The organism is Taibaiella koreensis, from assembly GCF_003545715.1.
Taxonomy (GTDB): Bacteria; Bacteroidota; Bacteroidia; order Chitinophagales; family Chitinophagaceae; genus Taibaiella; species Taibaiella koreensis.
Genome location: NZ_QVNU01000006.1, coordinates 25188 through 47292, shown reverse-complemented (window position 1 = coordinate 47292; position 22105 = coordinate 25188). Strand labels below are relative to the sequence as shown.

Genomic DNA, 22105 nt, shown 5'->3' with positions numbered 1-22105 from the left:
GTACCTTTTAGGGTATGTAAGCTACCTTTTTAAGCTACCTTCGTACAAGGCAAAAAATAAAAGCATGCACACCGAAGTTATTCTTGCTGTAAAAGACGTGAGGCGTAGCGCAGCATGGTACGAGCAGCTGCTGGGCTGTCGTAGCAGCCATGGCGGATCTGTCTTTGAGATCCTGCGTAACGGGCAGGAAGAGATTATGCTTTGCCTGCATCACTGGGGCGATCATGGCCATCCTACGCTTACCGACCCTGGTATCGCAGCCGGAAACGGCATGATCCTCTATTTTAAGGTGGAAAACCTGAGCGACATATGGCGCAGGGCGCAGATGCTCGACGCCGTAATCGAGGAGGAGCCGCATCTCAATAGTAATTCGGGACTGGAGGAGTTTTCGCTGAGAGATCCCGATGGCTATTATATTTCTATCTCCTATTGATCCGTTTCGTTGGTGTTCCAGGAAAGGTTCGGGAGAGCAATGACGCGTAATGGATCCGATCATGCAGGCGCAACAGGATCATTGGTCACTGCAGGGGTAAGAGAGAAAGGGCTACGATATATGATCGTATTAAAAGCGCAGGGAACCGGGTGACCGGTTTGTGCCAACACCGTTCAATCCCCTGCGCCTTAAAGTTGTCTTTAGCGGCCTGTTTCATTTCGTGTATCAGCCCATCAGCTCTTTCATCAACCGGTTGAATTGTTCCTTGAGGTCGGCCAACTCCTGCTCTACAACCGAAAGCCGTTGCTCTACTGCACTTTCTTTTGTGGTACCGGTAGGGCCGCTCTCGATATCCTCCCATTCTGCGGTGCCACCCATCAGGTGCCTGTAGCGCATTTCTTTCTGACCGGTTTGCCTGGGCAGCTGTTCTACGAAAGGCGCCGGTGCGCCGGCGAGTTTCTCCAGTACAGCCTGGACTTCTTCCAGCGAATCGAATTCGTATAATCGTCCCGAATTACTATTAAGCTCTCCCGGGGTTTGCGGGCCCCTCAGCAGCAGCATGCACAGTACGGCCAGCTCCTCGGGCAACAACTGGTAATTCAGTCCTATATTATGTTTGTATTTAACTACACGGCTACCGCCGCCGGTTACAGTAGCCACAAGGCTTTTCCGTTTTAGCCGGTCCAGCGTCAATACTACAGTTTGTTCATCGTACTGCACCACCGGCCTGCGGGAGGTTTTCTGGTTGCAGGCGGCAGTAAGCCCGTTGATGGTCATAGGGTAATACTCCGGCGTGATCCTGGATTTTTCGATCAGGGAACCGAGCACCCGCAGCTCCTGGTCATCAAGCTGGGGCAGGGTAGGCAATTGTTCTTCCATGAGGCTAAAGATAAGTCCGGATCGCATGATGGCCAAGGGAATTTCAATGACTAACTCCTTATGCAAATTTTTCTAATTGACCAACCTGGTACAAGGGCATGGCGCGAATTGGTCCACTGACGGCCGCCGCGTTTTTCTGACATCATTCTACAACTATCCTTTCGGCACACTCAATATCAAGGCTGATCGGCAATTTTCTATTTGTGAAATCAATAACAAAACAACAACATTTATTTAACAATTCCATCATACCGTGACGCTACTTTTACGCCATGTTTAATGAAAAACATGTAATTATGAATTGCAATTTTGGTATTTCGAAGCTTGGTCTTCTATTTTCTTTAACAATGCTTTTGGGTATTCAGGGAAGGGCGCAAAATTTGACCAATGCGAACCCTACCTATACACAGAACTTTGACGGCCTGCCGACTTCAAATACTACCTGGGCTAACAACAGCACACTTGCCGGCTGGTATTACGCATCGAGTACCACCGGGCTTAACGCCGGAACGGGATCTTCTAATGGCGGTTCCTTGTATAGCTTCGGCGCCAGCGGCTCAAATGAAAGAGCTTTGGGTTCAGTCGCCTCGGGAACAACAGACGATCTTTATTATGGTGTGCTGCTGAAAAACACAGGAACAAGCAATATCACCAGCATCACGATCACCTATACCGGCGAACAATGGCGCAATGGCGGTAACGCTGCTGTCCAAAGTCTTGCCTTTGCTTACTCAACCGCGTCAACCACGATCAATTCCGGCAGTTATACCGCGGTTAGCACTCTGGATTTCAAGAGTCCCATCCACACATCCTCTGCGGCTGCATTGAACGGCAACACCGCCGCCAACCAGGTAGCTGGTATCACCGCAACCATTACCGGTTTGAGTATCGCGCCCAATGGTACTATCATGCTGCGATGGTATGATAAAGACGATTCAGGCAATGATCATGGCCTGGCGGTCGATGACCTAAGCGCGATAGCTACCTTTGCCGCTGCGGCTACCGCACCTGCGGTGAGCACCACCAGGGGCAGCGGTGTGACAGCCGCTTCCTTTACCTCCGGTGGCAATGTTTCCAGTGATGGTGGCAGCACGGTTACCGCAAAGGGCCTTGCCTGGGGCGAGACCACAGCCTTGGGCAACCAGACCAATAACGGGACGGGTACAGGCCCTTATACCACAAACCTGACTACGCTCTCGCCTAACACACATTACTACTTCAAAGCTTATGCCACCAATGGGATAGGCACCAGCTTCGGTACCTTGTACGATACGACTACGCTGGCTGCGGTGCCCGGCATATTCGCCGATCAGAGCAGCACTGACCAGGAACATAAGATCGATTTCATTATTGATGAGAACAGCAACCCTAACGGTAGCGCCGGTACCAATACAACCCAGTATGCGGTATGGGAAAGTACGACCGGCAAATGGGTACAGGCCAATGGAAGCCTGGGGACGACAGCGGTGTGGCAACCCTATAACAGCTGGACGGCTACCGCAAACGGTCTGGAGCCGGCTACCCAATATTGCTTCCAGGTAAAAGCGAGAAACAACGACAATAAAGAAACAGCATTAGGCGCAGCAGCCTGTGTCACTACAGCAGCAGTTACCGGCGTCATCACCGGTGTGGCGGGCAACGCCATCGCCGCCTTCTGCAACGGTACAGCTGCGACCACCAGCATAGGCTTTGCGACTACACTAAGCGCAGGCGTCTATACCGTTCAGCTAAGCAACGCTTCCGGCTCCTTTAGCAGTCCCGCAGTAATAGGCTCCGGCAGTGCCAGCCCCATATCGGTAAGTGTGCCGGCAGGTACTGCAGCGGGCAGCGGTTATCGCATCAGGGTGATCAACGGCGCTGTGATCAGTGATAGCACGGCGGCCTTTACTGTAAAAGCAGCGCCTACAGGCGACTTGCTGGCGTTGCAGGCCGTGCTCTGTCCGGGGCAGGAAAGTACGGCGGCGCTTCGTTTCAATAGTAGCGGTGCCGCAGCCGGTCCCTTCAGCCTTCTGATCAAACAGGTACAGGCCAACAATACCTTCAGCTATACCAATATCGCCTCAGGCGCTTCATTTTCACCCGATGCCAGTCAGCTACCGGCCGCCGGCGCCAATCAATACGAGCTGGTACAGATCACCAGCAGCGAAGGTTGCGTCAATCCCTAAGTTTTTTTACCAATCCAATAAAACATAATCTACCCAAATCAAAAATGCAACGTAACATGAACACTTCTTCGATCGTTAAACGCTTTACCGCAATCGGCGCTTTATCAGCAATCGCTTTCCTGAACGTCAATGAGGCTAAAGCACAGATATCCTCTGCAACGATCACTGTTTCGGCTCCTTCTGCAACCGCTCCCACCAACGTAGCGTATTGCGCCGGCGCCACCACCACTGCGATTACCCTTACCGGTAGCAATAGCGCCACTTTTAATGTAAGCGGCGGTACTGGCATCGGCCTTAACAACCTTACCGGCGTGACGTCCATCCCTGCCTTCCTGGTAACCAATGCCACCAACGCCACCATTGCCCAAACCATAACCATAACACCTACCAACGGTACCTGCGAGGGTACGCCTGTATCCTTTACACTGTCTGTAGTGCCGGTACCTACTATTGCAGCAACCGCTCCGGTACTGGCTTGTAACGGCACCCCTGTTACGGCCATAAGCTTTACCGGGACCAATAATCCTGCAGGCACTGTATATAGCTGGACCGCTACCGGCGATGCGGTAGGTCTTGCTACAACTTCCGGTACAGCCAGCATTGCGGGCTTTACCCTTGATAATACCACCGCTGCCAATAAAGTGGCTGCTATAGCCGTATCGGCCAGCTATACCGATGCCGGGAGGACTTGCGCCAGCACAGGCAACGGCGGTGACTTTACCATTACCGCTTATCCCAAGCCCAACGCCACCATCACAGGCGTTACACCTATCTGTTCCGGCGTTACAGCACAGGTTACTTACAACAGCACTGCCGGTACCGGACCCTTCGATGTTGTGATCAGCGACGGCACCACACCGAATACTTACAACAGTATTGCCAATGGCGCGGCTATTTCTTTAGGCATGCCTTCTGCTACCATTACTTATGACCTGACCAAGATTACCGATGCCAATGGCTGCATCAACCAATAAGGCATCCGTTGCCTGACGCTTGCATAAGCCCGCCGGGAACGGCGCGTATTATAACCGCCCGGTGGGCTTATGCTCTTTACACTATTAAATCATTACCTACGATGTGTTTGAAACGAAATACAATAACAGCGGCGCTGACCGGACTTTTCCTGGGCAATAGCCTGTATGCGCAGATCGCCAGCGGAACAATCGTCGTAACGCCTGCAAGCATACCTTCCGCCAGCTATGTGGCCGCGCCGCAGCCGCAGGGCCCGGGCAGTACCACGCAGTACACGACCAACCACAATTGCGAGATGATAGGCACTATCAGCTCGGCTGCCAACCTGGGCAATGTAACGGCTTCGGTTACGGTAAATAACGCTGCCTTCCTGTTCAACGGGCAGCCCCTTGTAGGACGCTACTACGAATTGCATCCCAGCCAGAACGCCCAGCAGAGCGCCACCGTTACCCTGTATTTCAGCCAGGCCGATTTCGATGCTTACAATACCTTGGCAGCAACGCTCGGCAACAGCGATTATCCGCCGATCGATGTTGCTACCAATCCCAATCTTAGGATCACAGTATTTCATGGTCTGCCCTCAGACGGTACCACAGGTCCGAACGGTCAGTATAACGATGCCGTCAAAGAAGTATTGACGCCCGGCAGCATTGTACATAATGGCGCCGGCTTTTACGAAGTGACCTTTACCACGCCCGGATTTTCCGGTTTTTTTGCCCACACCTTAAACAGCACGCCTTTGCTGATCGTCCTGGGCGATATCACTGCTCAGAACGCCGGTAATCGTAACCGTATTGAATGGAGTACATTGAGTGAAGCGGCGGGAGATGAGTTCCGTATAGAACGGAGCACCGACGGCAGCCATTTTGAAACCATCGGCTCGCTCGATGCGAAAGGGAAGGCGCCTTCGCAATATAGCTTTATCGATGAGCAGCCCTATACCGGCGTCAGCTATTATCGCCTGTACCTCGACAATGCTGAAAAAGGTACAGGAACTTACTCGCGTATTGTTGCGGCAACCATGAAGGGCGAAGCATTCGCTATGAATGCCTATCCTAATCCGGCCGGCGATTATCTTAATATCTCGATCCGCGGCGGACAGGATGGCAAGCTCCTGCTGATGGATGCCATGGGCCGGCAGCTGCTTGCGACCCAACCAGGGAACGGCAGCACTATGCTTTCCATGAAGCACCTGGCGCAAGGATTTTACCTGGTGCAATACCAGGATAGCCACCATAGCCAAACCCTTAAAGTCTACAAAAAATAGAAAGGAAAGATAAATGTGTGCATAGCTGCCTCCCAGGAGGCGGCTATTTTTTTGTCCTTGGACAGATGGCAATCTGCCGGTCGGAGCGCTGAATTTTTGTCTTGCTAAGCTGCGCTGGAGCACGGCAAAAATCTATGGCGTCCGGATTGCCTTTTTCATGGTTCGACTGCGCTCACCATGACAGTGGTTTCCCGCTTCCTGCAGCGCCGCAACCTGCCGGTCGGAACACAATAGCGGTCCGCACGGTGAAAGGGGTTACCGATGTGCCGTACCGCTTTCTGTTGCTTAACGATTATACAAGTCTTAAAAAAGAAAGGAGCTGCCAGCCGGCAGCTCCTTTCGATAGCAGGTACTTACAATCTTATTGTTTGCTTAGCTTCATATGCACGGCATGCGCACCGTCTTTGTAGTGCAGCATATAAATGCCTGCGGGCATGCGCTTCATATCCAACCGGACAGAAGGTGCTGTCATTTGTTCCTGCAGCACTATTTTGCCGCTGACATCGCGTAATGTCACTGTAGCTTCATGATCAAACTGGTTTACGGATACAACCAGGGCATCGCTGGCCGGATTGGGATAGGCGTTCAGGCGGAAGGCATTGTCCTTTTCCTGGTAGGCCTTTACGATCTGGCTATAGCTATAGTCGTTGCCGGTATTGCTCAGCTTCAGCCTGTAATAGGTCCAGCCAGTGGCTGGTTGCTCGTCCCAGTAAGTATAAGCGGCGGCATTACCTTTTGCTGTAATCCCGGCCAGGGTGTTGAAGTGCTGTCCATCGGTGCTTTTTTCCAGCTCATACCTATCACCGATGTCTTCGCTGGCGCTGTTCCAGTCAATGCGGTTGCGGCTGTTCACATTCGTTGCCTGGATACCGGTGAGCTTGATCGCCAGCGGCGTATTGTCCTGTACCTGGAAGATCGCCAGCGTGGAGGAGACTTCGTTGGCCAGGATCAATATTCCGGAACCGTTGGGTGAATCTTCGGGCTTGATGTACATGATACCTTCCGCACCCTGGTCGCCGCCATAAGAGGCGATGGTACGGGTATTCTTATAGTCGCTGAATACGGGAGCCGCCGGATTGGTAATGTCGTACACCATGCAGCCTCCGATCCTTTCCAGGGCGACAAAAGCATATACTTTATTGTTGATCGTGGCTACAGTAATCCCTTCCGGCTCGGGGCCTTTATCGTCGCTGCGGTTCTTGAAGGTATTGTTGGCATTGCTGGCATTGAACAAGGGACCGAATACCGGATGGTGTGCGATGATCTGCTCCATATCGTCGCCGCTGTCCCATACCAGGGCACCGGTCGTAGCATTCCATATGGAAAAGGAGCGGCCGCCGTAAGCGTGGATCTCATCAAAGTCGCCGTCATTATCGGTATCGCCCGAAGCTGTGGTAATGTTGAGCCGCCCGATATTGGCCTTAATGGCTTCAGGATATGGGAAAGCCACGGGATCCAGTACATAGGAAGCATCGCTGAGGCGCTTGATCTCCGAATAGCCGTTGTATTCGCGGGAGTCGCCTTCATTGGCGGTGAGCAGGTAAGTCTGACCACCTGTACTAAAGGAAGTGATAGCGTCGGGCATATACAAACCTTTAACCGGCCAGTTGGCGATCTGAACTACGCCGCCCTGGTCGCTGGCGTCGAGCGCATTCCGGGTCTGCATATGATCTTTGGTGCCCAAAGGACGGAGCGCCGTGATCGTCGCCGTCTGCAGATCAAGGGTGGCCAGGGCATTGTTTTCCTGGCAGGTTACCCATGCCGTCTGATCATCAGCCGAGATCGTAATGTATTCGGGTTCTATATCCTGCGCTACAGTGGCCCCCGGGCCGAAGATACGGACCCCGGATGCTTTCAGCGTAGCTACCTGGCTGTTGTAAGCGGTAAATGCTGCCGTGCTTACATTGGCTTGCGTAAGACCTGGAATGCCGCCGGAAATATCAATGATAGAGACCGATCCTTCGGGATCGGAAGTGTAAGCAGTATTGGGTTCGCCTTCATTGGCCGTAAGCACTCTGGTCCCGGCATGGTTGAATACGATCATGTCGGGCATGGCCCCTACCGTTACCTGGTTGATGAAGACGCCGTTGGTATCGAAAAAGACAACCTTACCGGCAGTTTGCGGATCGGCGCTTTCTACGGCTGCCGCTACGATGCCGTTCTTTACCACTACAGAGTTGATATTGCCGTAGGGCGTTATCGAAACAGACTGAAGCAATACCGGGGCTGCCGGATTGTCAAAATCTACAATATCCAGTTTGGCGCCAAGCGAATTGGCGATGAACAGGCGTTGTGAGGCGGGGTCATGCACCACGATCTCGGCCGAATTGGGACCGGCAGGGCCATTGCTGAAGGAATTGAGGTGGTTCAGTACAAGGTTATTGCTGGGCGCAGGAGCAGTAAAATCGTCATCCTGGATGAATACGGTAAAATTGTTGGCCGCAGCGCCGGGAGCTATAGTGTTCACAGGATTGCTGAGGCGCAGGATAAAGTATTCGGAAGGCTCGGCGAGGACATCATTATTGATCGTGATGCGGATGGTGTCATTTACATTATTCGCATTAGCCGGCCAGTTGAACTGCATATCGGCAGGCAGGGTAAAATCGCTTCCGCTGGTGGCGGTACCGATAGGTAACAGCTCCAGGTCGATAGAAGCGGGGCTGGCGCCACCACCGGTAAGATTGGCTACGATGGCCACTTCTGTACTATTCTCCGAAACATTGGTTTTGGTGCCGACAAAGCTTACCGTCGCGGTGGGTGCGATGGCAGGGGCAGGATATTTGCCTGGAGTGGCCCGTACCACACCGCCGGCAGGTTGCGGGCTTACCGTATTGAGGGGTACGGCCCAGTTGCTGCCGAGGTTATTGTCGTTCGTGGCATTATTCAGTTCAAAGGAGTAACCATAGGTACCGGTGGGGGCGGAGGGCCATCCGTTGATGCCTACATAATAAGCAACGGAATCGATCACCTGATTGAGACCATTACGAATTACGAGGATGTCGTCGGTAGAGCCAAGACCATTGTTGATAGTATAAACGGTATTGACATGAAGGCTTGCTGAGGCGGTTGTGGGTGCTGTGGCAAAAATAATGGCGCTGTCGGGTTGCAATGTCATCACCGGAAAGGCGCCGGTTGTACCGTCCGTCCATTTCAGACCACCCAGGGGAATGGCTGTAGGGCCAGGGTTGTAGATCTCGATCATCTCGATATCGTTAGGAGAGTGGATGATCTCGGTGATCACCAGCGGCGGCAGCGCTGCGTTGAACAGCAGGTTGAAGCTGGCGGCGCTCATGGTATTGCCGGCAAGGTCCTGGACACCGTTAACGTCCAGGGTATAGGGCTGACCGTCGGACAAGGCTGCATGGCTGAGCCAAACCGTATCTCCTGTTGGGCTGAGGGTAGCGGTGCTGATCGTCAGCGAAGGTGTAAAAGTATAGTGCGACAGCGTGCCGGCGCTGGCGGCTGAAAGCGGCTCGTTGAACTTGATATAGGAAGTCGTGCTGTTGATGGCCGCCGCGCTGTTGGCTACAGGTGGTGTATTGTCGCCTGCTGTCGATGTGCCTTTAACGCTGACCATATCAAAACGCCAGGTGCCGGCAGGAGCATAGTTGCTGCCACTATTGGAGGCTGCGTAGCTGGTGCCGGAAGCAAAGGCCGATACGATCCGGAAACCGGCATTGGGATTGTTGTTCAGTGCCGGGACCGTGCTCAGGTCAAAGTTGCGGGGAAACCACGCGTCTCCGCCGGTAGCAGCTGCACCCTGGAAATCGGTCCATGCCGGTGTGGTGGCAGTGATATTGGTGGTGTATTGTAATTGCAGGTTGGCCGGGCCGGTATTGCTATGGCGCAGGTCGAAGGTGATCCGGATGTCCTGATAGCCTGTGGTAGCTGCGGCAAACTGGATGCCTGCTGTTTTATTCGCAGTGCCCTGGGTTGGAAAGCTGGTCAATCCCAGTCCTGAATTATCGGCAGTGATGGGATCACTGGAACCACCGCTGGCGTTGGCGGAGGCAAAGTTGGGTGTCAGGCCACCGATAACCGTTAAGGTACCGGCGCCGGTGGAAGGATTGGTAGTACCGGTGCTAAGATCGTTGTCCGGCGTGGCGGAATTGAAGTTCCATTGCGTAATGACACTCTGGGCGTGCAGGGCCTGGCTCATCCACATGGTGAGCAATACCAGGGCCGGCCGGGTAAAGGATTTCATCATAGAAAATATTTAAGCGGCAAAGATTACCGGCTAATGTTATGGAATTGCGACTTCCGTGTTACGAAAATGAAAAATATGCAACAGCGCAACTGTTGTAGTGCAGCGCTACCGGCGCAATGCCTACCTTTAGGCTCAATCCAGTAATACCAATAACCAATTAGATGAAGCCAATAACCAGGGACTGCCTCAGTCCTTTAGTTGCCTGCTTTTTTGCGCTCTTAGCAGGGCTTTTATGCTCTGCCGACAAGGCCCTGGCCTGGGGCAAGACCGGCCATGAGATCGTAGCCGAGATAGCCATGCGTACCCTGAGCGAACCGGCCCGCCAGCAAGTGAAGCAATGTTTGGAGAATGTTACGCCCGAAAAAGCTTCTGTATGGATGGACGAGATGCGTAGCGATCACGACTATGATTTTATGAAGCCCTGGCATTATATCAACATTCCCGAAGGGCAGGCATACCAGGTTTCCGGTGAAGAAAATATTGTCAGCATGCTTACTCAGGCCAGCCGCGAGCTGCGGCACCGGAATACGCTATGCGCCGACCAGGCACGTAAAGACCTGATGATCCTGTTCCACCTAGTGGGCGATCTGCACCAACCACTTCACGACGGTTATGCTTCGGATAAGGGGGGCAACGACATTAAGCTCGATTTTGAAGGCGTGCCTTCCAACCTGCATTGGATATGGGACGACCAGATCATACAGCAACAGCATATCTCCCTTGAAGACTGCCTGAAGCTAAAAGGTGGTCTGAGCGAAGGGGCCATCCGGACGCTGACACAGGTCGATTTTGTACGGTGGATGACCGAATCAAGAGCGCATCTTCCGGAAGTCTACAGCTTTAAAGGTAATACGATAGACGCCGCATATAGCGCGGCACACAGCGATCTTATCCGGACGCAATTGCTGTATGCAGGGCTCAGATTGGGGGCCTTGCTCGAAAGTCTTTTCAATGGAGCTTCTCCGGTAGCGAACGCAAAAACACCGGCAAGCGATCAGCAGAAAACAATACGGCCGGAAGACGCGCAGCAATATATAGGCAAGGATGTTACCATATGTGGGAAAGTGTATGGCGGCAAGTTCCTGGCACAGGCCAAAGGTACACCCACGCTGATCAATATGGGTGCGGCTTATCCTGCAAGCCCTTTTACTATGGTTATCTTCGGCGAAGACCGTAGCCGGTTCTCCTATACTCCCGAAACATTTCTCGACGGCAAGGACATCTGTGTCACGGGAAAGGTGAAGCTATTTAAGGGTAAGGCCGAGATTGTGGTGTCCGATCCCGGACAAATAAAGCTGCCATAAGCAACAAGGCGCCGCGGCATTTTGGTCTAGTGGATCACCACATCATAAATGCCATGCTTAATAGCGAATACAACGAGGCCGGCGGTGTTTTTGCTGCCGGTCTTCATCAATAGGTTGTTCCGGTGCCCTTCGACGGTACGGGGGCTGATGAATAGTTTCTCAGCAATTTCGGTATTGGTGTATTCTTTGCAGATCAGGTTCATGATCTCTTTTTCCCTTACGGTAAGGTCGGCCACATTGCTGTTGAAATGCAGCGGCTGCTTTTTCCTGAAATCTGAAGATTGCTGCAGTGCATTTTTGATCAGGTCTGTGAAGAAGAAGCCGGAAGTATGCACTTTGACGATCGCTTCCTGCAATTCCTCCATACTACAACTCTTGGACAAGTAGCCACATACGCCTTCCTCCACCATTTTGAATACATAGCGTCCCTGGTCGTAGAGGGTAAGCATAATCACTTTGATATCGGGGTATTGCTGGTGGAGGGCGCGGTTAAGCTCTATGCCGTTCATGCCCGGCATTTCCATATCCATTAAAACAATATCAGGTAAAAGCGGGCTCCCGGCCAGGTATTGGAGCAACGCTGTTCCGGAAGCGGCATCGGCGACCAATTTCACTTGCGGGATCTTACTCATCAAGGCGATGATACCCTGCCGGAATAGCTCCTGGTCGTCGACTATGGCTAAGCTGATCTGGTTCATAAAAAGGCACTATTTAGATTGGTTCGGTCACCGGCGCATAGCTAGGCCGTACTAGCTCTAATTCGGGGATAAAGATATTCATTACGAATCCCTTTTTGGTTTCCCTGTCTATATTATAGTAGCCGTTTACAGCCTGTAAACGACTTTCAATGTTCTTAAATCCAAGCCCGTGGAGCAGTGTGTTCGATGACAAACCTTTGCCGTTGTCTGCATAGCGGATAATAAGCTCTCCCGATACCACATGCTGTTCAAAGCCTATGTCTACCTTATTGGCGCCGGCATGCTTGATCGTATTGGTCAGCAGCTCCTGGAATACCCGGTAGATGATCACCGCGGTATCGTATTCCAGCGATTCCGGTATCCTGATTTTCGATTCATCGATGTTAATGGTAAATGCGCCCGATTGCTCGATATGCTCACTCAGCATGAATAAGGCTTCCCGGAGGCCGAACAGCTCGATCTCCGCAACCGATAACTGGTGGCTGATGGTACGTAGCTTATTGAAAATGGAACCTATCCGTTTCTTGTATTCTTCCTTGATCGCAACGTTATCCTGGTTGGGCAGGTACAAGTACTTGTCCAGGTAAAGACGAAGCGAGGCCAGGGCGTTGCCCACATCGTCGTGCAGCTCCTTTCCTATCCGCTTCCGCTCCTGTTCCTGTGAAGTGATGATTACCTGCGTCAGCTTTTTCTGATAGTCCAGCTCTTTCTGCTGGATCTGGAATTGCTGTTGCAGAATATTCTTCTTATAACGGAGATAAAAAAGTAAAAGAGCCAGGGCCAATAAAAATGAACTGCACATTCCCACGATAACGTAAACGTAGATCATTGTTCTTTCCCGTTTTTGTAATAGGCTACGGCAATAATAAGGTACATGATTAATACAAAGGTAGCATGTGTAGTCCAGATTAGCCGGTTGATCGTTTTATTGGCGATAATAAAATCGGATAAGGCAAACAAAGCCAGGGAACCGGAGAAGTACAGGAGCAGCGCCACTACTATAGCAAAATTAAAGAAAGGAACGGGAGCTGCCGAAAAGCTCAGGCTTTTCATCAGGAAGTGAATACATAAAATAAGAACGATCAGGGCCTCAACCGAGCGTGGGATAAGGTTATAGAGGTAGATCGAGTTCAAGTGAAGGATGTTCAGGAGGGCAAGTACAGGGAATAGAATCCAGAGCCAGCGGATCAGTTTTTTTTCCTGGAGGGTAGAAGATGCGGTGTAAAAGAAAGCGGTGATGATGCCAAACTCCAATACGGTGTACAGGTGCAGGAAAGGTAGGTTATTAATACTCCTGGCAGCCAGAACGGCCGCCAGGATATTGAAAAAGCCGGCCAGGAGCAGGTAGATAAAGATCATTTTGCCCGGGCCTTCGCGATAACCTTGCCTGATAATAGCAATAGTAACCGGCAGCAGGATGGTTCCCGGCACAACGATACTAGCATAAATTCCAGGCATAGGATAGGTGATTATTCTTTAATGCCGTACAGTGGGCTCTGAAAATCGCACATGGCCGGGCAGGGTGTAGTGAAGTCCATGATGGTAGAAACAGTTTTACCAGCCTTCGATGCCTGCAGTATATCAATACCGGGATCGGGTACAGGTGGCATGATGTTTGGGTTTTTGGCTACCGGAACAAGCACAATATGCACCTCACTGGCATTGATCACATCGCCCACGCGATCTTCGGTGAGCGCGAGATAAGCCCTTACCGAATCAATATTGTTATCGTCCTTGGCCATATCTACCAGTGCCTGCAGATCTTCCAGGGGAATCTTGAAAGCCCTCAGGGCATCATTGGGATCGGTACCGGTGATGGAGCCATAGTAGTTTCTCCAGTTAGTGGTCCATGCAATTGCCTGATCCTCGGGAACCGGCGGATGTGAGAATTCGCTCATGAGAATTTATTTTTTAAGGTTAAATGAATAGAGGCGCAAAGTAACGGCTAATCGGAAACAACCCCGGCCATTCTTCATCTTATGCTTAAGTTATTCTTTCTGCATGCAAAGATTGGCTTTATTCCGGCGTATGACAACACGTGAAAACACCTGTTTTTTCAGCAATTATCTTTTGCAAAGTATGGTTTTTCTCCGCAAAGCCTTGCCGGGCGTAGATGAAGAGCCTGGTACGGGTACTCTTATTACGGATTGCTTGTTTTAGATAACCAGGTGAAAACACCTGTTTTTGGAATCAGGTAATTATGCGCTCATGGTTGATGCAAACGCAGATTATTTTTGGGGTGTCGTTGTAGTAATTCTATTAGCAACAGCTGGTACTTTATACTGCACACCGGCCAAACTGAATTTAACCATCTTTTTTTAACCACAAAACGATTCATTATATGGAAGGTACTATGGCAGTAGTCACTACATGGGCTGCCGATTTCTCTCCGAAAAACTGGGCATATTGTTATGGACAGCTCCTCTCCATCGCCCAGAACACAGCCCTCTTCTCCTTGCTGGGAACAACTTACGGAGGCGATGGCCGGGTAACGTTTGGACTGCCCGATCTTCGTGGCAGAATGCCTTTGGGCACAGGTCAATTAGCCGGCGGCGAAAATTATGTCTTGGGAGAGGTGTCGGGTAATGCCAACACAACCCTGATGATTGCCAACCTTCCTGCGCACAACCACAACGGAAGCGCTAACATTGCTCTGCAAGCCAATGCGACCAATGGTGCTACCGGTGAGCCAGGCGGCAACTTTCCGGGTATGCTTAACAACGGTTATAGCAACAGCGTGCCCGATGCGACGATGACTGCGCCTACCTATAACACTACCATAGGTGTATCAGGGGCCAGCATTCCTTATAACAACCAATCGCCTTACCTGGCGCTCAATTACATTATCTGTATGTATGGCATATTCCCTTCCAGAAACTAATACTGGATGGATCCTTATTCCCATTTACTAACTATTAATCAATCAGGAAAATGTTTGTAGATCCTTATTTAGCTACAGTCACTATATTCGCCGGCAACTTTGCACCACTTAGCTGGGCTTTCTGTAATGGTTCCCTGCAGAGCATCGCTGCCAATACTGCCTTATACGCGTTGCTGGGCACAACCTACGGGGGCGACGGCGTTACTACCTTTGCTCTTCCCGATCTGAGGGGAAGGTCGGCTGTAGGCACCGGTCAGGGCCCGGGTCAACCCAATTATATCCTGGGTCAGGCTGCAGGAACGGAGCAAACGACCTTGCTGTCCTCCAACCTGCCGATGCATAACCACGTAGTACTCTCTGTTACCGGTGCTCCCGGTGCATTTAATGATTCCGGCAACCAAAGCAATCCTGCAGGTAATGTGCCAGCCGATTTTAGCAGCAGGTATACCACTGTGACCGGCGATGGTCAGCTGGCGCCCACTTCCGCGCTAAGCAACACGCCTATAGCCGGCGGTAGCACACCCGTAAGCAATCTGTCTCCTTACCTGGCGATGAATTACATTATTTGCACAGAGGGAATATTCCCCAGCAGAAATTAACCCTAAAAAATTAACTAACAATGGAAGGCGTAATCGGATTTACAACTTTATTCGCGGGCAATTTCGCCCCCAAAAACTGGGCTTACTGTCAGGGACAAATTATTCCTATTGCACAGAACACTGCTCTGTTTTCTATACTCGGTACTGTTTACGGTGGTAATGGTACCACCACGTTCGGACTGCCCAATCTTTCAGGAAGAAGGGTCGTGGGTGCAGGGCAAGGGCCGGGTCTGTCTCCGTACAGCCTGGGTCAAATGGGCGGCTCCGAAAATGTTACCCTTAGTTTAAACCAGATGCCGGCGCACATTCACCCGTTACAGATCGTAGCGCATTCTTCAAGCTATGACGACACGGGCAATACGTCCTCTCCGGGGGGCAGCATCTATGCGGCCAATGGCAGTGGTTATTCCGGATCGGGTGGCGTGCAGATGAAACCCTATAGCGTTGCCGTACAAATGTCTAACATTGGAAACAACCAGGCCTATAGCATCGTACCGCCATACCTGGGGCTTAACTATGTTATTTGCATGTATGGTGTGTTTCCTGCAAGGGGCTAATGTTTCAATTGAAAAAATAAAGTATTATGGAAAAGAAGATCGGAATATTATTGCCACGTTCGACCGATTATCCGGCAATGGGTTTCGATTTACTGGACGGATTGCGCTGCAGACTGAAATACGATAATCTTGAAGCGATAAAGACAATTCCCGAAAACATCGGCTTTGGAGAAGACAGGAAGGTAATCTACGCCAAGGCGGAAAAACTGTTGCTGCAGGATGAAGCCGATTGCGTGATTGCCTACCTTACTCCGGCCAATGCAGCCTCTTTATACCCGCTGTTTGATGCAGCGGGTAAAACGCTGATCGTGCTGGATCCGGGCATGAATTATCCCGATGCAGCACCGGGCAAGCGCGCTTTGCATATTTCGCTCCAGGGTTTGCATGCCAACTACCTTTCCGGAAGGAAGGCAGCGGAAAGTGCGAAAGGCGTTATTCTGGCCACTTCATTTTACGACGGTGGTTATGGCGGGCCCAATGCGCACGCTCGTGGTGCCGAAGAAGGCGGTAGCGCTGTTGTGCACAATTTCGTAAGCCACTACAAAGAATCTGAATTTTCCGTACAGCCCTTTATAAAGGCTGTACGGGAAGAACAGAATGCGCCGGTGCTCGCTTGCTTCAGCACTTACCTGGCATCTCTGTTTCTCAATGGCTTGTCTGCCGAGCAATTACCCGGCGATATGGCTTTTCATTGCTCGGCCTTCATGGCCGAAGAGCAAACTATGGCTACTTATACGCTGCCGGATGCCCGTTTTTATGCCTATATACCCTGGGCATCGGTACTGGAACGGGACAGTAATAAAGCATTCATCGACTTTGTCGCAGAGCAAAAGGGTAAAACCGCCAATGTCTTCCATCTGTTGGGCTGGGAGGCCGGTATCATTTGCGCACAGCTACTGGCCGGTGCCGGTAAGCAAGAGGATGCCGTTATGGAAATGCTGCAGGAAGGATGGTCTTACGAAAGTCCCAGAGGTGCTATAACCTTCCATCCCCAGACACAAACAGCCTACGGCCCTTTGTATTTTGCCGAAATGCTGAACGATAGCAATAAAAAAGCGGCGCTTAAGATACACGATGAGGTTGCTGTCGCTCCGGATGAACATCTGAAAGTATTGCAAGACCGCCCCCAGGGAATTACCTCGGGATGGTTCAATAACTATTTATGCACCTGACCATGAAGCTGCTGATCCTTTGTAACGATCGCCTGGCACTACCGGCACTGAATCAATTGCTACAGATGAAGATCATAGCGGGTGTCGGTATGACGGCACGGCAAAGCGAGGTTCAGGCTGTGGTACATATGATGTGCAACCAATATGGCGTTCCCCTGCGGCTATTCAAAAAGGCAACTTTTGCCCCCGACCTTGAAGCATGGGTTAGGGAGACCGGACCAGATGCAGTATGGGTAAAAACCTTCCCCTGGAAAATACCGGAATCAGTGCTAAGCATACCACCGTCAGGCTTTATTAATTTTCATTATGCGCCCCTTCCGGAATACCGGGGGGCGAATCCGCTTTTCTGGATGATCCGTAACGGCGTTGCAGAAACCGGGGTTACAGTCCACCGGATGACCGCCGGGATCGACGAGGGACCGATGCTGCTCAGCAGCAAAATGCCGATACTGCCAGGGGCCACTTTTGGAATGATCGTTGCAGGGCTGGGTTTTAGCGGCATGGAGCTGAGCGGAAAGCTGCTGCAGCAAATGCAAGCGGGCACAATAACAGAAGCGACGCAGGATGATACCCAGGCTTCCTGGTACGATCGGCCGAACCCCCAGGACCTATGGATCGAATGGAGCAGTATGGATGCGGCTGCGGTACAGAGGCTGGTCAACGCTTGCAATCCATGGAATAAAGGAGCGCCGGCCCGGTTGAATGGCTGGACGATAGGTCTGAGCTATGTGAGTATTGTAGCAGATGAAGGCGGTAGCAAGGCAACTCCCGGTACCCTATTGACTGTTGATGAAGTCAAAGGACTAAGGATCGCCTGCAAAGATAATACGGTGATCAGGGCCGACGTCGTGTTTACAGAAGAAGGCTTTTTGCCCGGGTTCGCATTGGCCGGCTTTGGGATACGCAGTGGTATGGCATTTATGTGATGTACGATGGCCTGATAACGGCGGTGTGCTCGTTTTTGATAATATATTGAATATTCTATTGACCAATTCCAATTACCAAATTTATGAACAAGTTTTACCTTTCCGTGATTGCGTTGTTCCTTGTGTTGCTTACGGGCGCCAGGGCAACCGCACAAACCGCACTTTCTGCCGGCGACGTCGCAATTGTTGGCTACAACACAAGCGTAGTGGCCAATGATGAATTTTCGTTTATTCTGCTAACCAATGTCAGCGCCACTACAGAGATAAGCTTTACTGACTTTGGCTGGTGCTCAGGAGGCAGCTATACCGGTTTTCAGAATTTCAACCCCTGTGGCGTCGGTACCGGTTCCGCCTCGGACGGGGTGATCAAATGGAGCACTTCAAGCGCGTTGCCCTGCGGTACGCAGGTTAAGATACAATGCCAGGGCCCTACGCTCACGGCTTCGGTGGGCAGCGTTACCGGCGTACAGGTACAGGGTTCCACACCGGGACAATATATGAGTCTTTCTCCTGCCGGCGACCAGGTCTTCGCTTTCCAGGGCACACTGGCCTCGCCGATCCTGATTACCGGCCTTAATATGGATGGAAATTGGGTAACCAGCTTAGGGCAATGCGATCAGACTTCAAGCGCATCCACCTTACCAGCTGCGCTGAATGCCAGTAATTCTTTGGCTGTGGTTCCTGAGGTAAACAATGCTGTTTATAACGGTACTGTTGTGTCGAATTCTCCGGCGATTCTCCGGACCGCTATTTTCAATGTCGCCAACTGGAACACTGACGATGCTAATCCGCTCACACTCCCGCTGCCGTATACTTTTAGCTGTGCCACTTGTACCGCACCCGCGGTTACCTCACAGCCCGTGAACCAGGCGATCTGTAATGGCACCAACACAACTTTCGGTGTCAATGCAACCGGTACCGGCATTACTTATCAATGGAAAGTGAATACCGGTGGTGGTTTTAACAATGTCAGCAATACACCACCTTATAGCGGTGCTACCGCTGCCACACTTGTTGTAACCGGCGCTACCGGTGCGATGAACGGCTACCAATACCAGTGTATCGTGACCGGAACCTGCGGCACGGCTAACTCTAATGTCGTAACGCTAACGGTGAGTAATATGAATGTTGGCGCTTCAAAGACAGATGTTGCCTGTAATGGCGGTAACGACGGCACGGCCACAGTAACCGTTAGCGGTGGCGTTGTGCCTTATACATACAGCTGGTCGCCCAGCGGCGGCTCGGCTGCTACAGCGACCGGGTTAACACAAAATACATATACCTGTCTTGTAACCGATAATATTGGCTGTACCCAGTCGGCCAGTGCTACGGTTGGCCAGCCCTCTGCTTATACGATCACTACGGGCAAGGTTGACGTGCTCTGCAACGCCGGTACCAATGGCTCGGCCAGCGTAACGGTAAGCGGCGGCACCAATCCTTATACCTACAGCTGGGCCCCTAGTGGTGGTACCAGCGCAACGGCTACGGGCCTTACTGCCAATACTTATACCTGCACGATCAAGGATGCGCACAATTGCCAAACCACCAGGATGGTCACAGTATCGGAACCTACTGCACTGACAGGCATCACTTCAAAGACAGACTTATCGTGCAATGGCGGGGGTAATGGTACAGCTACGGTTACGCCAAGCGGCGGTACCAGTCCTTATACTTATAGCTGGTCGCCCGGCAGCGGCACTACTGCTACGATCACCGGCCTTGCAGCAGGTACCTACACTTGTACTATTAAAGATGCGAATAACTGTTCTATCATCCGTTCTGCTACGGTAGGAGAACCCCCTGCCTTCAGTGTGAGCACTTCAAAAACAGATGTGCTGTGCAACGGTGGGAACACAGGTACGGCAACCGTAACTGTAGCCGGAGCAACACCGGGCTATACTTATCTCTGGTCGCCCAGCGGCGGCACCGGCGCTACGGCATCGGGGCTTACAGTTGGTACCTATACCTGCAACATCAAAGATGCCAATAACTGTCCGGCCACTAGGACCATTACCGTATCGGAGCCGACAGCAATAACGGGGACTATCTCCAAGACGGATGTTTCCTGTAACGGCGGCACTAACGGCAGCGCAACGGTAAGCATAAGCGGCGGCACAGGCGGCTATACCTATAGCTGGTCGCCCAGCGGCGGTACCGCTGCCAGCGCTAGTGTTCTTGCAGCCAATACCTATACCTGCTCCATCAGAGATGCCAATAACTGCCTCTTCACCCGTTCGGCTACTGTAAACGCACCGCCTGCATTCAGCGTGAGCACTTCTAAAACGGATGTATCCTGCTTCGGCGGCACCAATGGTACGGCCACGGTAACGGTGAGCGGCGCAACACCGCCTTACACCTATAGCTGGTCGCCCAGCGGCGGTACTAGTGCCACGGCCAGTGGTCTTGCCGCCGGTACCTATACCTGCGCTATCAGCGATGCGAATACTTGCAGCACTACCGGTACCGCTACGGTAGGTCAAAGTGCACAGATCACGGTCAATACAGCACCCGGCGCTTCTATATGTGCCGGTACATCAAGCCCCCTGCTGGCGATTGCATCGGGTGGTACGCCGGGCTTCACCTACACCTGGCAACCAGGTAACCTGAACGGGCCCATTCAGACGGTGAGTCCGATGGTAACGACAAGCTATATAGTTACCGCTACCGATGCCATCGGTTGTACCGGTAAGGATACAGTGGCGCTCGTCGTGTCGCCCAATACCGCCCAGACCGATCTTGCCGGTACTTCTGCGCCCGGGGCCTCTTCCAATACAGGAAGCCAGACCAGTGGCCCGGTTACTTCTTATTACAACGGCAGTTGTGGCCTCATTGCCTCGCTGCAGCCTACAGCATCGCTGGGTACCGTTACGGCTACGGTAACCGTGATGAACAGCGTACCCGTATTTGGCGGCCGGCCTTATGTAGCGCGCTGGTATGAAGTAATACCTCAGAACAATGGTCCTGCGCAGGTTACTTTATACTTCCGCCAGGGTGATTTTGATGCCTATAATGCCTATGCCGGAACACATGGCTATCCTCTGCTGCCCCAGGCGCCCAACGACCAGGCTGGTATCGATACGCTGGTGATCACCAAGATCGACGGTGGTACCCTTGGCGGTGGTATAGCCAGTCTCATCCGGCCCGCGAGCGTGACATGGGATGCTATCATGAATTACTGGAAGGTAAGCTTCGCAACGCCCTCCTTCAGTCAGTTCTTCATCCATGCCAACAATGCCAACAGTTCGCCGCTCCCGGTAGAGCTGACCTCCTTCGATGCGGAGAAAGCACAGGATAAAGCCATTTTAACCTGGTCCACTGCCTCTGAACGCAACAACCGGCGCTTCGTTATAGAGCGTAGCAGCGATGGCAAGCAATATAATGCTATCGGCTATGTAGGTACCCTGGCGGAGAATGGTAATAGCAATGCAACGCTCAATTACCTTTATACTGATCAGGCGCCGTTGACCGGCAAGAACTACTACCGCCTGCTTCAGGAAGACCGGGATGGCAAGCAAACCTATTCCGTAGTGCGGTCGCTCGAATTCGGCGACAGCCGTGGCTTTAGCTGCTATCCTAATCCGGCTAAAGAAACGTTGACCATAGAGCATGATGCCCTGCGCGATGCAGTTGTAACCCTGCGCTTAATAGATATTACAGGCCGTCAGGTGTTACAGCAAACTATATCGCTGCAAAAAGGGAATAATAAGAACACGTTGCGTCTGCAGGGGATACCTCAGGGAATGTACCACCTGGTTATCCTTGACGATAGCGGTGTACGCTACCAAACCAGGATTGTACGTAATTAAACCAGCATACCTCCAGAGCTGTAAGGGCCGTCCTCATCAGAGGATGGCCCTTTTTATCAGGGCCAGGCGAAAACCTGGTTTGGCGCTACTCCCATAAGAACGAACACCAATGTTATCACTGCATTATCGCAATATTATTTCTCGCAGGGTGGGTTCAGAATTAATTTCCGGGTAAGGTTTACTTAATGATTTGACAAAGGCCGGGATGCCTTTCCAACGGGTTTTATTGTTCAACTTTA

17 protein-coding genes are annotated in these 22105 nt (G+C 51.7%); 11 read left to right on the top strand and 6 right to left on the bottom strand.

The window, feature by feature from the left end:
- The first annotated feature begins 64 nt into the window (after nt 1-64).
- Complete coding sequence (locus DZK30_RS18555; RefSeq protein WP_118975989.1) at nt 65-433, top strand: VOC family protein; 369 nt, start codon at nt 65-67, stop codon at nt 431-433.
- 225 nt (nt 434-658) lie between these two features.
- On the opposite strand, the gene DZK30_RS18550 is transcribed toward DZK30_RS18555, so the two are convergent.
- Nucleotides 659-1339: a YceH family protein gene (locus tag DZK30_RS18550; protein ID WP_205529495.1), complete on the bottom strand. Its 681-nt coding sequence runs from the start codon at nt 1337-1339 to the stop codon at nt 659-661.
- Nucleotides 1340-1692: 353 nt separating this feature from the next.
- Between DZK30_RS18550 and DZK30_RS18545 the strand changes: the two genes are divergently transcribed.
- The 3 genes from DZK30_RS18545 to DZK30_RS18535 all read left to right on the top strand — a co-directional run bounded on the left by DZK30_RS18545 (nt 1693) and on the right by DZK30_RS18535 (nt 5716).
- Nucleotides 1693-3477: a fibronectin type III domain-containing protein gene (locus DZK30_RS18545; protein WP_162903228.1), complete on the top strand. Its 1785-nt coding sequence runs from the start codon at nt 1693-1695 to the stop codon at nt 3475-3477.
- A gap of 56 nt (nt 3478-3533) precedes the next feature.
- Nucleotides 3534-4451, top strand: a complete 918-nt coding sequence (locus DZK30_RS18540) for a hypothetical protein (protein ID WP_162903227.1) — start codon at nt 3534-3536, stop codon at nt 4449-4451.
- A 107-nt stretch (nt 4452-4558) separates the two neighbouring features.
- A complete protein-coding gene (locus tag DZK30_RS18535; RefSeq protein ID WP_205529494.1) occupies nt 4559-5716 on the top strand; it encodes a T9SS type A sorting domain-containing protein in 1158 nt (385 codons plus the stop codon).
- A gap of 361 nt (nt 5717-6077) precedes the next feature.
- Here DZK30_RS18535 and DZK30_RS18530 read toward each other — a convergent pair whose 3' ends face one another.
- Complete coding sequence (locus DZK30_RS18530; protein WP_118975676.1) at nt 6078-9923, bottom strand: choice-of-anchor I family protein; 3846 nt, start codon at nt 9921-9923, stop codon at nt 6078-6080.
- Nucleotides 9924-10084: 161 nt separating this feature from the next.
- Here DZK30_RS18530 and DZK30_RS18525 point away from each other — a divergent pair, with 161 nt between their 5' ends.
- On the top strand, nt 10085-11227 hold the full coding sequence (locus DZK30_RS18525; protein ID WP_118975675.1) for a S1/P1 nuclease: 1143 nt from the start codon (nt 10085-10087) through the stop codon (nt 11225-11227).
- 26 nt (nt 11228-11253) lie between these two features.
- On the opposite strand, the gene DZK30_RS18520 is transcribed toward DZK30_RS18525, so the two are convergent.
- The 4 genes from DZK30_RS18520 to DZK30_RS18505 are packed head-to-tail and all read right to left on the bottom strand — an operon-like array spanning nt 11254 to nt 13823.
- A complete protein-coding gene (locus DZK30_RS18520; RefSeq protein ID WP_118975674.1) occupies nt 11254-11925 on the bottom strand; it encodes a response regulator in 672 nt (223 codons plus the stop codon).
- Nucleotides 11926-11938: 13 nt separating this feature from the next.
- Nucleotides 11939-12754, bottom strand: coding sequence for a sensor histidine kinase (locus DZK30_RS18515; RefSeq protein WP_118975673.1), 816 nt, complete (start codon nt 12752-12754; stop codon nt 11939-11941).
- Nucleotides 12751-13383: a hypothetical protein gene (locus DZK30_RS18510; protein WP_118975672.1), complete on the bottom strand. Its 633-nt coding sequence runs from the start codon at nt 13381-13383 to the stop codon at nt 12751-12753. Before DZK30_RS18510 ends, DZK30_RS18515 begins: the two co-directional genes overlap by 4 nt.
- A gap of 11 nt (nt 13384-13394) precedes the next feature.
- On the bottom strand, nt 13395-13823 hold the full coding sequence (locus DZK30_RS18505; protein WP_118975671.1) for a hypothetical protein: 429 nt from the start codon (nt 13821-13823) through the stop codon (nt 13395-13397).
- A 443-nt stretch (nt 13824-14266) separates the two neighbouring features.
- Here DZK30_RS18505 and DZK30_RS18500 point away from each other — a divergent pair, with 443 nt between their 5' ends.
- The 6 genes from DZK30_RS18500 to DZK30_RS26685 all read left to right on the top strand — a co-directional run bounded on the left by DZK30_RS18500 (nt 14267) and on the right by DZK30_RS26685 (nt 21866).
- Complete coding sequence (locus DZK30_RS18500; RefSeq protein ID WP_118975670.1) at nt 14267-14806, top strand: phage tail protein; 540 nt, start codon at nt 14267-14269, stop codon at nt 14804-14806.
- A gap of 50 nt (nt 14807-14856) precedes the next feature.
- Nucleotides 14857-15405, top strand: a complete 549-nt coding sequence (locus DZK30_RS18495) for a phage tail protein (RefSeq protein ID WP_118975669.1) — start codon at nt 14857-14859, stop codon at nt 15403-15405.
- A gap of 20 nt (nt 15406-15425) precedes the next feature.
- Nucleotides 15426-15962 (top strand): phage tail protein, encoded by a 537-nt coding sequence (locus tag DZK30_RS18490; protein WP_118975668.1) that lies wholly within the window; start codon nt 15426-15428, stop codon nt 15960-15962.
- A gap of 26 nt (nt 15963-15988) precedes the next feature.
- Entirely contained in the window at nt 15989-17134 is a 1146-nt protein-coding gene (locus DZK30_RS18485; RefSeq protein WP_118975667.1) for an ABC transporter substrate-binding protein, read from the top strand.
- Nucleotides 17125-18060, top strand: a complete 936-nt coding sequence (locus tag DZK30_RS18480) for a methionyl-tRNA formyltransferase (RefSeq protein WP_118975666.1) — start codon at nt 17125-17127, stop codon at nt 18058-18060. The genes DZK30_RS18485 and DZK30_RS18480 overlap by 10 nt, the downstream gene beginning before the upstream one ends.
- An 83-nt stretch (nt 18061-18143) precedes the next feature.
- The gene (locus DZK30_RS26685) at nt 18144-21866 is read left to right on the top strand and encodes a T9SS type A sorting domain-containing protein (RefSeq protein ID WP_118975665.1); all 3723 of its coding nucleotides are present in this window, start codon (nt 18144-18146) and stop codon (nt 21864-21866) included.
- The last annotated feature ends 239 nt before the right edge of the window (nt 21867-22105 follow it).

What these genes read in the sequence shown, in the direction of transcription:
- DZK30_RS18555 (WP_118975989.1), top strand. Translation starts at nt 65, where the DNA reads ATGCACACCGAAGTTATTCTTGCTGTAAAAGACGTGAGGCGTAGCGCA.
- DZK30_RS18550 (WP_205529495.1), bottom strand. Translation starts at nt 1,339, where the DNA reads ATGCGATCCGGACTTATCTTTAGCCTCATGGAAGAACAATTGCCTACC.
- DZK30_RS18540 (WP_162903227.1), top strand. Translation starts at nt 3,534, where the DNA reads ATGAACACTTCTTCGATCGTTAAACGCTTTACCGCAATCGGCGCTTTA.
- DZK30_RS18530 (WP_118975676.1), bottom strand. Translation starts at nt 9,923, where the DNA reads ATGATGAAATCCTTTACCCGGCCGGCCCTGGTATTGCTCACCATGTGG.
- DZK30_RS18525 (WP_118975675.1), top strand. Translation starts at nt 10,085, where the DNA reads ATGAAGCCAATAACCAGGGACTGCCTCAGTCCTTTAGTTGCCTGCTTT.
- DZK30_RS18520 (WP_118975674.1), bottom strand. Translation starts at nt 11,925, where the DNA reads ATGAACCAGATCAGCTTAGCCATAGTCGACGACCAGGAGCTATTCCGG.
- DZK30_RS18515 (WP_118975673.1), bottom strand. Translation starts at nt 12,754, where the DNA reads ATGATCTACGTTTACGTTATCGTGGGAATGTGCAGTTCATTTTTATTG.
- DZK30_RS18510 (WP_118975672.1), bottom strand. Translation starts at nt 13,383, where the DNA reads ATGCCTGGAATTTATGCTAGTATCGTTGTGCCGGGAACCATCCTGCTG.
- DZK30_RS18505 (WP_118975671.1), bottom strand. Translation starts at nt 13,823, where the DNA reads ATGAGCGAATTCTCACATCCGCCGGTTCCCGAGGATCAGGCAATTGCA.
- DZK30_RS18500 (WP_118975670.1), top strand. Translation starts at nt 14,267, where the DNA reads ATGGAAGGTACTATGGCAGTAGTCACTACATGGGCTGCCGATTTCTCT.
- DZK30_RS18495 (WP_118975669.1), top strand. Translation starts at nt 14,857, where the DNA reads ATGTTTGTAGATCCTTATTTAGCTACAGTCACTATATTCGCCGGCAAC.
- DZK30_RS18490 (WP_118975668.1), top strand. Translation starts at nt 15,426, where the DNA reads ATGGAAGGCGTAATCGGATTTACAACTTTATTCGCGGGCAATTTCGCC.
- DZK30_RS18485 (WP_118975667.1), top strand. Translation starts at nt 15,989, where the DNA reads ATGGAAAAGAAGATCGGAATATTATTGCCACGTTCGACCGATTATCCG.
- DZK30_RS18480 (WP_118975666.1), top strand. Translation starts at nt 17,125, where the DNA reads ATGCACCTGACCATGAAGCTGCTGATCCTTTGTAACGATCGCCTGGCA.
- DZK30_RS26685 (WP_118975665.1), top strand. Translation starts at nt 18,144, where the DNA reads ATGAACAAGTTTTACCTTTCCGTGATTGCGTTGTTCCTTGTGTTGCTT.